The following is a 12,673-nucleotide window of genomic DNA, read 5'->3' on the forward strand; positions in this document are numbered from 1 at the left end:
ATTATGCGCTGATACTGTTGAAAAGGCAAATTCAGGACATCCGGGACTGCCTTTGAGGCTTCAATTCTAATTGATAAATTGTTTAAAAGATCTGGTCTTAAGTTGATAATATTATTGGGAAAATAAAGAAATTAGTCTTTTAATCGGTGATTAACTGTAATAAATAATATAACGAAAAGATGACCAGCTTATTTAACTAGTCATTTTTTTGTTATATAAAATAAATATCGAAATTTATTACCTGGGAAATTGTATTTATTTTCAAAAAGTTGTTATTAGTTCAATAACTCAAAGGATAAAACACCTTTTATGAGTTGATTTTTAATATATGTAAAAATATGATTTTAAAATAGTAGAGGAGTTGGAATAAAAATAACATGATATAAAGGTGATTATTTTGGTTTTGGAGGTTTTTTTAGTGAAAATAAAATTGTTTTTTTTATAATACATTTTTTAAGCAAACTTTTTGACATTATCACATAGTCATTGTATAATCATGGCGTTCATAAATATGGCAAACTCTTTGAAAAAAGAAGTACGCAAAGCTATAGGGCCTTCATCAATTATGATATGGCAGCCAGTTGCATTCATTCGTGTATGTGTACGCTATTTTTATGTGTGCATTTTTTTTGTGCGCATAAAATAGAAACAGCACAGTAAAAATAAATAACGTAACATTGATTTGCAATGCGAGTTAAGCCCATTAAATGGACAAAAATAACAAATAGGAAAGGAGAATTACAATGAAGAAAATACTTGCTTTTTTTCTTGTCGTAGTTGTTTTGCTGGGGTCAACACAGTTAACTATTTATGCTGATAATGAAAGTCAGGGGCAAGAAATAACTACATCAGTTACAAATGGTGAATCAACAAAAAATGAAAACGATTCTTCAATGATAACTAATGAAAAAACAGTTAATAATGAATCAACGTCGCCAGAAAAAACAGCTGATGTTAAGAATTCTTCAATAACGGGTAAAGTAAAACTGATTATTAATACGCAGTATTTTAAAAAGAATATTAGTACTTTGTCAGCACAATTAGCTAATATTGAACAAACTTACACTGGAGAATTAGATTCGACTAAAGAAAATAGTCAAATCTTTGAATTTAAGAATATTGTTAATGGAACATATACTTTAACAATTCAAGGTGATGGTTATGAAACTGTTAGTAAAGAGGTTGTTGTTAATAACAGTGAAACTACTGTAAAGTATGTCAATACAAACTCAGTTGCTGATAATATTGAAGGCAATGGATTTGGTACATTTGCATATGGTGATTTTAATAAGGATGGTAAAATTGATAGCAAAGATAAAAAAATATTATCTACTGCCATTTTTAATAATGATAGTTCTAATTCTTTATTAGATATTGATGATAATAATAAAATTGATTTATTAGATTTACACACTTTTACATATGCTTATAGTGATAATGGAACTACTCAAGTTACAAGATTGGAACCAGTTATTGAAACTCAGCCATTGTTAGTAAACAATGTCTCATTAAATAATGATGAGTTACAAGGAACTTTAGAGGGAAAAATAGAAAATATTTTTAGTGAGACAGCTCAAGAAGAAACGCTTAAGTTAAAGCCGGAAAAAGATGAAGAAATTTCACAAAGTAATCCGATTCAAATGAGTCTTGAAGTTAAAAAGCCAGTAGCAGTTACACAGTTGACGATTCAAGGCACTAAAGAAAATGCAATAACAGAAGGTAGTGTAATTGTTGTCGCTGAGAATGGAGAAGAGATAGAAGCAGTTATCAGTACAGCTAAATCACGTGCTCGCATGGCTTCACGACAAGCAATCGTTCAGGCTGATGGATCAATTGTAATTGATTTAGGAACTCAAATTGCAGTAAAAAAAGTTACGATTAAAGTAACAGGAACATCTTCTAAATCATTAGCAGAAATTTCTAAAGTAGAGTTTTTAAATGGGATGGAAGATCATATTCCTGCCCCAAAATTAGATATTCCGACAGGAATTACAGTTGATGAGTTAGATGAAGAACTCTATATTAAGTGGGATGCATTAAATAACGTTACAGGTTATAAAGTAAAAATAACCTATAATGGTAAGACTGAGGAGCATGCCTCTAATGTCAATTCATTTAATTTAAAATCATTTAACGATAAAGATCTATTAAATGGTAAAACATATAAAATTAGTGTTAAAGCGATTAATGATGCTGATAAAAATTCACTTTGGGAATCAGATTATTCAGCTGCAGTTGAGGCTACACCACAAGCTTCAAAAGTTCCTGATGCACCTGATAATGTAAAAGCAGTTGGTGCTTATCGCTCGATTAATGTATCTTGGAAAGATATGAAGAGTACAGATTCTTACAATGTTTTTTATCGTGAAAAGGGGAATGGCGAGTATATTGAGGCTGTAAGTAAATACGAAGGAACCTCATATACAATCACTTCTTTAAAGGATAATACTAAATATGAAGTATATGTTACTGGTAATAATAAAAAAGGTACAGGGCCAGCTTCTTTAGTAAGTGAAGCAACGACGGTTAATATTTTACCTGCTCAATTACCACAATATAAATTGCTTAATACTTCAAATGGTGAAGGGAAATTATCAAATCATATCAATAATGTTTACTACGGAAATAATGGAGTTACAGAAATCGTAAATAGCCCGTTAGATGAAGTGAGTACGACAACTAATAGCGCTTTAGCTTTAGTAGATGATAACTATGATTCTTATCTACAAATCAATGACTGGGATTTTGGAGTTAGTTATCACCGTAATTGGCGTTTGACGTTTGAATTTGATGATACCTATGAAATGAACTATATTTCATTTGCTGGACCAGTTAATGATAGTAGTATTAATAATATTGGAATTTCATATTATGATGAAAGTGGTAAAGAAGTAGATGCTTCGATCGATGCTTTCAGAAGAAAAACAGATGATAACGGAAGAATTTATTTTATCGCTCATCTTGCGAAACCAATAAAAACTAATAAAGTTAGATTTGGAGTACAAAGTTCAAATCGAACAATGCGTATTTCAGAGTTTAATTTTTATTACTATGATTCATTAGAAGAAGATGTCAATGCTTTATTTACAGATTCATTCCATTTAACTGTAAGAGATGATGTTACTTCTACAACGCTTGATGATTTACAAACTAGATTGAATACACTTGACGAGGTATCCCAAGAATTACATCCATTTAAAGATTTAATTCAGTTAGAGCTTAATCAAGCAAGACAAGTTGTTGAGGGAACTGCACTACAAAATATTCAAGAGATTCATAATGGAATTGCAGCAAGTAAACAAGGAAACCTTGGATTTGGAGGATTAAACTCTTGGCAACCGTTAGGATATGTTACATATCCTGGTGATACATTTATCGTTTATGTAGGTCAAGAAGGAAAACGTAATGGACAAGCTGTGAATTTACAACTTGTATATTCGCAATATCATGCTGAATCAGCTTCGTTTGTTAGTAGTCCAATTAGCTTAAAAGTTGGTAAAAATGAAATCAGTATGAAAGAATTACAGTCTATCGGAGTTGAAAAAGGTGGATCTGTGTATGTTCAATATACTGGTAATTCTAATGAAAAGATTGCTGTTAGAGTATCAGGCGGTGAAAAGATTGCTACATTAGATTTATATCAAGTTAGTGATGAAAATGAACGATTAGAAAAAGTAAAAACTTATCTTCAAAGTTTACAAACACAAATTAATAAAATGGCTTCAAAACACGAAGAACTTCATCGTGATGACAATAGTGTTAACTATGATTATGACGAGAAAAATTGTATTTTAGGAGCTACTGAGATTATGCTTGATCATATGCTGTACTCAGTATCAGGTAAACAAATCATGGCTGGTTTAAAAGGTACAACATTAGATGAAAAGGCAAATCAATTATTAAATTCATTAAATGCAATGGATCAAATGATGGAATTATTCTATCAAAATAAGGGGCTTAATGAAAATGCAGCTGCTATTAATGATCGCTATCCTGCTCAGCATTTAAATATCCGTTATCAAAGAATGTTTGCTGGTGCTTTTATGTACGCTGGTGGAAATCATATCGGAATTGAATGGGGTTCAGTATCTGGTTTATCAAATGGAATTCCATTTGAAGCAGCAGAAAATGGAAAATATTTATCGGGTTCTTTATTTGGTTGGGGAATTGCCCATGAAATTGGACATAACATTAATCAAGGAAGTTATGCAATTGCAGAAATAACTAATAACTATTTCTCATTATTATCACAAAATCGTGATTCTAATGATACAACAAGATTTAAATATCCAGATGTTTATGAAAAAGTAACTTCAAATACGGTTGGAATGTCAAGTAATGTCTTTACACAATTGGCAATGTATTGGCAATTACATTTAGCTTATGATCAAAATTATCATTATAAATTATATGATTCACACGAGGAACAATTAAATTCATTGTTCTTTGCTCGAGTAGATTATTATGCTCGTAATCCTGGGAAGGTGAATATTCCTGAAGGTGGTACTGCATTAAAATTAAACAGTGATGCTCAACAAAACTTTGTACGTTTAGCTTCAGCAGCAGCTAACAAAGATTTAACAGATTTCTTTACAGCATGGGGAATTATTCCAAATGAAGAAACTAAAGCATTTATTAGCCAATTTGAAGCAGAAACAGATAAAATACAATATTTAGATGACGATTCAATGGCTTATCGTTTAGATGGTAAAGCTAGAATGTCTGTAGACACTGAAATTAATGCATCATTATCAAATGACAAAAATAGTAATCAAGTAACATTAACTATTTCTAACACAAATAAAGTTGATGGAGCAATGTTAGGTTATGAAATTTTAAGAAACGGTCAAGCAGTTGGATTTGTAAATGCAGAAACTGGTGAAACAACATTTACAGATACTGTTTCAACTGTTAATAATCGTGTTTTTACTTATTCAATCATTGGATATGATAAATTATTAAATCGAACTGCAGAGTTGACTTTAAAACCAATCAAAATTTCTCATGATGGAAGTCTTGATAAAAATCAATGGCTGATTGAAACTAATCTTATTTCAGATAATGATGAAGCAGTTGGTGATGAAGATTCAACACCATGTTTACCAGAACAAAAAGCAGTAAACGATTTAATTGATAACAATTATCAAAATGTTTATAAAGGGAGTACAGATACAAAACAAGGTGAATTTATTGTTTCACTAAATACTTTGGCTGACATAACCGGGGTTAAATTAACCAACCCATCATTTAATCAAGTACAGATTTATGTAAGTGATGATAAGGACAACTGGACTTTAGTAAAAGAAGACTCATTAAAAACAGGTGAAGAAAATAAATTATATTTTAGCCAGATTGTTAATGATGAATTAGAAAATAATAAATCATTGGTTTCATATTCAAGTAGTTATATTAAGATTGTTGCTGTTGATGAAAATGATATTAGTTTATCGGAAATTGATGTCTTAGGACCAACAGGTGATAATATTGATATGTCGCAAGAAAATAGTATTGGTATATTAAGCGGTGATTATAAACTAGATGCAAATAATACAATTCCAAAGGGATCATTGATCTTTACAGGAACATATGCTGGAAATCCAGCTTATAATGTTGTGGAATTAAGATATAATAAAGATGAAATTTTAAGTGGCTATCAAGCTATTTTTGCAGAAGATCCTGGAGATGGGGATCTAGCTGATGTTAGTGAAGGAACTTGGATTTATTATTTAATTCCTGAAACTGATGAAAATGGAAAAATCATAGAAAATAGCTTTGGATATCAAGATGATGAAGGAAATTTTGTTAAAGTTGAACTTCCTGGCTCAATTAAACCAGAGTTGTATCGCGTTAACGATGCTCAAACAAATGCTGGTCAACGTTTAGTAAGTGATTCTTTTGAAGTGAAAATTCCAACTGAATTACCTTCAATCACAATCGGAAATCAAAAGAGAGGTGGTAAATAATGAAAAAAATATTTCAATTTTTTATAGCTGTAGTAATGTGTTTATCTTTATCAACTAATATTTATGCTATTAATGATAATGAACACGAAATTACAACAGATAAGCCACATATTATTTTGACACCTAATCAAGCTGGCGATGAGTTGACAGTAAAACTACATTTAAGTCAAGAAATGTTTGAACGTCAAATTGCAACGATGCATTTATCTATTAATACGTCAAAATCAATTCAAGAATATCAAAATGCATTTATGTTGGACGAAGGATTAAAGAAACTAGCTTCAATATATGATTATAATCTTTCCGAAAATAAAATTGATTTGTTATTATCGAATAAAACTAAGTTATTTGAACAGCAAGAGATTACTTTAGGAACAATTAGAATTGATAGTAATAAAGATTTTGAAATAGAATTTACACCAGCAAAAATTACATATGTATATGTAAATGATAAAGCTGAAAATAGTATAGAATTCGATTGTCCAGCAGTAATATTATCAAGTGTGTCTGGTGGTGACTCAGGAGATAATGGACAAGATCCTGCTGATAAAATAACTGTAGAAACTGTGGTTGAGCACTTAGGTGGGAGTAAATTAGAGCTTGCTGAAGAATCGCAAAAAGTAGTTCAAACAAGCGTGATGAGTTATTTAAATAAACACTATGCAGAAATTTTAGGAAATTTACCTGAGGGAACTGTTATTAAAGCTCAACTTTCATTGAAAAATCTAACAGAAAGTGACATAACGATAGATCAGAAAGATAAGATTGAAAAAGTTTTAGAGGATGGAGCGAAAATATTAGCTTATTACGATATTTCTATTACGGCTACAGCTTATTCAAAAGATGACGTGATCATCCCAGAAATAAATGGTGTAGAAATTAGTGAAATGGCGTCTCCAATCAAATTATCTATGACAATTCCTAGTGAATTTATTAAGAAAAACCGTCAATTTGGAATAGTTAGACTGCACGATAATGAAGCTAATGGCTTAAAATCTAGCTTAGCAAATGAAAATATTATTACTTTTGAGACTGATCGTTTTTCAATCTATACATTAGTCGCTAAGGACTATACACAAGCAGAAGTAAATAAAGATCCAGATGTATTAAATAATTCTATTGTTAAAACTGGTGATGACACTTCATCAATGTTACCAATGATTTTTATGGCAGCTTCATTGTTAGTGATTATTGGAATTTTAGAAATGAAAAGAAGAGAAGTAAATAAACAAAAGTAGTTATAACGAAAAAGAGAAATTATGCTAAATAGGCATTTCTATTTCTCTTTTTTATTTTAATTAGTATTTTTAAATTTCCGACCAATCGGAATAGCTATTTTATTTTTTAAAACTATTTCATTACTTTTTCGAATAACAATGTGGTTTTGATTAACAATATAGCTCTTGTGAACTTAAATAAATTGATTAACAGCTAATTCATCGAGTAATTGACTAAGTTTTTTCGAAATTTATATTGACCAAGCTGAGTGTGGATAATTAAATAGTAACTAATGATTCAATCCAAATTATTTGATTGATTTTTATTTGAATATAAGAATACCCAATTTTAAAAGTTAAAATTTGTTCAATATTTTTATGCAGGTTTAATAACAAAGAAATAGCGTGATTAAGCTCTGTTTCTAAATCATTTTTTTCCAATAAAGCATAAAGGATGGTAACTTAATGAAAGGAACACTAATTCTTGATTATCAATGATAAATATAATTGAGTGTCTATCCATTTTGGGTGGAGAAAAATTTTTTTCAGGTCATGAATAGATGTAATTTCTTTAAAAATGATTACTTGTTTTTTCAATATATTCAGCAAAACGCATGTCTTTATTAGCTAAAGCTTCTTTTAAGTGATAGGAATCCTGGATTTTAACGCCTTGAGCCTCAATAAATTTGATTGCATAGTATATAAATATCACTGTATGATAGGGCAATCTTTGCAATATTAACTAGCGGTATTTGAATGTCAAATGTTGGTTCCCAGTTAAAAATAATGCGGTAAAATTGTTGGTAATTAAACCATAAATTTTGATTACTGCAATATTTAAAATATTTTTTATCAATGACAATAATTTGTCGATTTCCGTAACCGGCAGTGACAATGATTATTGCAATCATCATAAAAATAATGGTCGGTGAATACAATTCTGGATTTTGTAGATAAAAAATTAAGCTTTTTGAATGTGTTTGAAAAAATGGCATAGAGTAGATCCAGACCCAAAATACTAATAATAAATTCAACTAAAATTCGTTTGTGACTTACTAAACAGCCAATTGTTTTAATAATAATCCCTCCTTACACTTATCATTTTATTACGTTTAATAATTTTATTAATAACTTTGACCTCAATTACTTAAGTATAACCTAAACAGTGGATAAAAAGATAGTTAAAAAAGGGGCTGAAAAGTATTAGGCATATTTATAAATTTTATAGTCATTGTATTTTATTTTAAATAATGGCATAATACTAACAAAGAAGGGATGATCATGATGTTACAACAAGAACGGCATAATCAGATTATTGCTAAACTAGATTTAGAAGGGCAAGTAAGAGTTAGAGATTTAAGTAAGGATTTTAATGTAACCGAAGATTGTATTCGTAAAGATTTAACAATACTAGAAAAAAATGGAAAATTAAAGAGAATTCATGGTGGAGCAACACAGATACGAACTAATCTTCATCGTGTTAATGTCGGTGAGCGAATTGGTTTAAATTCACCTGAAAAGAAGCTTATTGCTCAAAAAGCAGTTGAAATAATTGAGCCGGGAACAATGGTTTTTTTAGGAATTTCAACAATTAATATTGAGTTGGCAAAACTTATCTATCAGCGTGATATGAACGTAACGGTTGTAACTAATATGATTGAATTGATCAATATTTTTAGAGGTGAATGTCGAGCAAGATTGATTTTTATTGGTGGAGAATTTAATAATCCTAAAGACGGATTCTTAGGTGCAATTACTATAGACCAAATAAAGAGTTATAAATTTGACTTGTCATTTTTAGGTGTGGTTGGAATTGACTTACATTCAGGAAATATTACAACTTATGATATCGATGATGGATTAACTAAAAAGCAAGTGATTAATTCTAGTAAAAAGAGTTATATGTTGGCTGAAACGGCAAAATTAAAATTAGACGGGAATTATGTTTTTTCTCATATAGATGATTTTACGGGAATTATTTGTGAAAAGGCGGTAACGCTTCAACAACGGGAACTTATTAATAAATATGGATTAGATATTTTATGATAAAGTGGTTTAAAGCCACTTTTTTATTATTTTTTATTGAAAATATATTGAAAAATATTGTATATGTATTATAATTCAATTACAAACAATAAAAAACGATAAAAAATGAGATGAGGAGAATTAGCTATGGATAATTTAGAACAAACTCCAAGAATTATTTTATTAAAGGAAAAAATGTTAAATGAACCACGTTATGTTTCAATTGAACAGGCACGAATTATAACGAGGATTTATCAAGAAAATGAAAGCTTATCAATTCCTAAAAAAAGAGCGTTATCTTTGAAAGCAGCATTAGAAGAATTAGAAATTGGCGTAGAAAAAGAAGAGTTGATTGTTGGGAATCGCACTAAAGGTGTTAGGTACGGAGTAGTATTTCCAGAAAGTGGATGTTCTTGGGTTAACAAAGAGTTTGAGACTTTACCAACAAGACCACAAGATAAATTCCGAATAAAAAAGGAAGATGTAAAAGAATTTAAGGAGATAATTTATTCATATTGGCAAGACCATTCATTGGAAGATGTCATAAAAGAGAATTATGGTGAGGAAATTAATGCAATTGCTAAAGTTGTTAAAATTAATCAAAAAGATCATGCTCAAGGACACATTTGTCCAGATACGAAGACTTGGCTAGAGCTTGGACCAAAAGGATTGATGACAAAAGCTTATGAAAAGTTAAAAAATTGTGATGAAAATCAAAAGGAATTTTATGAATGTACAATTATTGTTTTAGAAGGTGTCTGCCATTTTATGATGCGTTATCATGATTATATTTTGACAATGTTGGAAAGTCTGGAAGATGATAATAAGAAATCTTTACAAAGGGTTGCAGACATTTGTGCAAATCTTGCTAGTCGACCTGCTCAGTCATTTCATGAGGCTGTACAATCACTTTGGTTTTTATTTGTTGTTCTACACATGGAGTCTAATGCATCATCATTTTCTCCTGGAAGAATGGATCAATATCTTTATCCTTATTATCAAAAAGATATTGAAAAAGGAATTATATCAAAGCAAGAGGCATTAGAAATATTAGAGTGTTTGTGGTTAAAGTTTAATCAAATTGTGTATTTGAGGAATCAGCACAGTGCAAAATATTTTGCTGGTTTTCCAATCGGATTTAATATAGCGATTGGTGGAATTGATGAAAATGGATGCGATATTCATAATGAGTTATCACTACTGTTATTAAAAGCACAATACCATCTAGGATTACCACAACCTAATTTATCAGTAAGATTAAATAAAAATTCTTCACATGAACTAATACAGGAAGCAATCAAAGTAGTTGCTAAAGGTAGTGGGATGCCACAGTTCTTTAATGATGAGGCAATTGTAAATAGTATGATTAAAGATTTAGGTATTGAAGAAAAAGATGCAAGAAATTATGCAATTGTTGGATGTGTTGAATTAACGACACATGGAAACAATTTGGGCTGGTCTGATGCTGCAATGTTCAATTTAAATAAAGCGCTGGAATTAACTATGAATCATGGAAAATGTCTTTTAACTAATGAACCAATAGGTTTGGATCTTGGAAGTATTGAAACCTATGAGAGTTTTGAGGATTTGGAAAATGCTTTTCAAAAACAAATTGATTATTTTATAGAAAAAATGATGAAAGCTGAGATTGTTGTAGAAAAAGCTCATCAAGATTGCTTGCCGACAGCTTTTTTATCAACGGTCATTGATTCTTGTTTAGAAAAGGGAGTAGATGTAACACGTGGTGGGGCAAAATACAATCTTTCAGGGATCCAGATGATACAAATTGCAAATTTAGCTGATTCACTTGCAGCAATCAAGGAACTCGTATATGACAAAAAGATGATTACCAGACATGAATTATTAGAAGCATTACAAGCAGATTTTAAAGGATATGAAATCATCCAAACGATGCTTTTAAATAAAGTACCGAAGTATGGCAATGATGTAAAATGGGTCGATGAATTAGGTGCTAAATGGGCTGGTTATTTTAGGGAAAGAATGAAAGATTATACAAATTATCGCGGTGGTCTATATCATACCGGAATGTATACAGTAAGTGCTCATGTTCCAATGGGTGAAAATGTAGGTGCATCACCTGATGGTAGAAATGCTTTGACACCATTAGCTGATGGTGGAATGTCACCAGTTTATGGAAGAGATATGGCAGGACCAACTGCAGTTTTAAAATCGGTATCACGTATGAAGGATTCGTATACAACAAATGGGGGCTTGTTAAATATGAAATTTTTACCAGAGTTTTTTAAAACTGAAACAGGAATGATGAAATTTGAAAACTTTTTAAGAGCATTTGTAGATTTAAAAATTCCACATATTCAATTCAATGTAGTACGACGTGAAGATTTGTTGGATGCGAAGCTTCATCCAGAACAACATAGGTCATTAACGATTCGGGTTGCAGGATATACAGCTTATTTTGTAGAACTGGCTGGTAAGCTGCAAGATGAGATTATTGAAAGGACGGCTTATGAAGACATCTAAAGCTTTAGTATTTGATGTCAAAAGATTTGCTGTTCATGACGGATATGGATTAAGAACAACAGTTTTTTTTAAAGGCTGTCCATTAAGGTGCAAATGGTGTCAAAATCCAGAAGGATTATCATCTCAAAGAAGACCAATATATTTTGAAAATAGTTGTATTCATTGTCAAAGATGTGTGGAGTTTTCTAAAAAAAATCAAATTAAATATGAAAATAATCGTCCGTATTTCAATTTGCAATATGAAGGAACTTTTGATAATTTGGTAAAAGCTTGTCCAGGTAATGCTATTCGTTATGATAGTGAAGCGTATGATATAAAACAATTAATGGAAAAAATCAAGGAAGATAGGGTGTTTTTTAGAGATGATGGTGGTGTGACATTCTCTGGAGGGGAACCGCTTATGCAAGGAGAATTCTTGTATGAGATTTTAAAAGCTTGTCAAGAAGAGAAAATTCATACTGCGATTGAAACAACTATGTATGGATCATTAGAATTAATCAAAAAAATACTCCCATATCTTGATTTAATATATATTGATTTAAAAGTTTTTGATGAAAAGAGACACATGGAATTAACTAACGTTTCATCAAAAATGATAAAACAGCATATTGAATATATTTTAGAAAGTGAATATAGAAACAAAGTTATAATCAGAACACCATTGATACCGACAATGACGGCGACTGATCATAATATAAAAAGTATTGCAAATTTTCTTGTTAATATTTATCCAGAAGTTAAATACGAATTGTTGAACTACAATCCATTAGCTTTTGCAAAATATGAATTAGTTGATCTGGAATATGAAGTTGATAAACAATTGAAGATGTTTGATAAAGAACAGATGGAACATTTTCATCAGTTAGTTTATCAAACAGGTTTAAAAAATTTAATCATAGAATAAGGAGAAGATAAAAATGGAATTTATTATTGATACTGTGAATTTAGAGGAAATTAAAGATGCTA

The 12,673-nt window shown here is 30.3% G+C and carries 6 protein-coding genes, 1 pseudogene and 1 riboswitch; of the genes and pseudogenes, 5 read left to right on the plus strand and 2 right to left on the minus strand.

Going from position 1 to position 12,673, the window contains the following annotated elements; all coding sequences use genetic code 11:
- Positions 1–503: 503 nt before the first annotated feature.
- A riboswitch (cyclic di-GMP riboswitch) is annotated at positions 504–589 on the plus strand.
- A 154-nt stretch (positions 590–743) separates the two neighbouring features.
- Together KTF99_RS16165 and KTF99_RS16170 are read left to right on the plus strand one after the other, a co-directional pair.
- Positions 744–5,963, plus strand: coding sequence for a M60 family metallopeptidase (locus KTF99_RS16165; protein WP_029481590.1), 5,220 nt, complete (start codon positions 744–746; stop codon positions 5,961–5,963).
- Entirely contained in the window at positions 5,963–7,201 is a 1,239-nt protein-coding gene (locus KTF99_RS16170; protein ID WP_008792022.1) for a hypothetical protein, read from the plus strand. The genes KTF99_RS16165 and KTF99_RS16170 overlap by 1 nt, the downstream gene beginning before the upstream one ends.
- A gap of 56 nt (positions 7,202–7,257) precedes the next feature.
- Here the strand turns inward: KTF99_RS16170 and KTF99_RS17715 are convergent.
- Positions 7,258–7,362 (minus strand): annotated as a pseudogene (locus KTF99_RS17715) (LytR/AlgR family response regulator transcription factor); the annotation flags it as partial.
- Positions 7,363–7,857: 495 nt separating this feature from the next.
- A complete protein-coding gene (locus KTF99_RS16175; RefSeq protein WP_008792020.1) occupies positions 7,858–8,175 on the minus strand; it encodes a hypothetical protein in 318 nt (105 codons plus the stop codon).
- A gap of 289 nt (positions 8,176–8,464) precedes the next feature.
- Here KTF99_RS16175 and KTF99_RS16180 point away from each other — a divergent pair, with 289 nt between their 5' ends.
- From KTF99_RS16180 to KTF99_RS16190, 3 genes are all read left to right on the plus strand, one after another.
- The gene (locus KTF99_RS16180) at positions 8,465–9,226 is read left to right on the plus strand and encodes a DeoR/GlpR family DNA-binding transcription regulator (protein ID WP_008792019.1); all 762 of its coding nucleotides are present in this window, start codon (positions 8,465–8,467) and stop codon (positions 9,224–9,226) included.
- Between the two features lie 126 nt (positions 9,227–9,352).
- Complete coding sequence (locus KTF99_RS16185; protein WP_217215647.1) at positions 9,353–11,707, plus strand: glycyl radical protein; 2,355 nt, start codon at positions 9,353–9,355, stop codon at positions 11,705–11,707.
- Positions 11,694–12,611, plus strand: coding sequence for a glycyl-radical enzyme activating protein (locus KTF99_RS16190; RefSeq protein WP_217215649.1), 918 nt, complete (start codon positions 11,694–11,696; stop codon positions 12,609–12,611). The genes KTF99_RS16185 and KTF99_RS16190 overlap by 14 nt, the downstream gene beginning before the upstream one ends.
- Positions 12,612–12,673 lie beyond the last annotated feature (62 nt).

Origin of the sequence: Erysipelatoclostridium sp. MSK.7.34, assembly GCF_019041935.1 — a bacterium.
GTDB classification, from domain to species: domain Bacteria; phylum Bacillota_I; class Bacilli_A; order Erysipelotrichales; family Coprobacillaceae; genus Thomasclavelia; species Thomasclavelia ramosa.

What these genes read in the sequence shown, in the direction of transcription:
- KTF99_RS16165 (WP_029481590.1), top strand. Translation starts at nt 744, where the DNA reads ATGAAGAAAATACTTGCTTTTTTTCTTGTCGTAGTTGTTTTGCTGGGG.
- KTF99_RS16170 (WP_008792022.1), top strand. Translation starts at nt 5,963, where the DNA reads ATGAAAAAAATATTTCAATTTTTTATAGCTGTAGTAATGTGTTTATCT.
- KTF99_RS16175 (WP_008792020.1), bottom strand. Translation starts at nt 8,175, where the DNA reads ATGCCATTTTTTCAAACACATTCAAAAAGCTTAATTTTTTATCTACAA.
- KTF99_RS16180 (WP_008792019.1), top strand. Translation starts at nt 8,465, where the DNA reads ATGTTACAACAAGAACGGCATAATCAGATTATTGCTAAACTAGATTTA.
- KTF99_RS16185 (WP_217215647.1), top strand. Translation starts at nt 9,353, where the DNA reads ATGGATAATTTAGAACAAACTCCAAGAATTATTTTATTAAAGGAAAAA.
- KTF99_RS16190 (WP_217215649.1), top strand. Translation starts at nt 11,694, where the DNA reads ATGAAGACATCTAAAGCTTTAGTATTTGATGTCAAAAGATTTGCTGTT.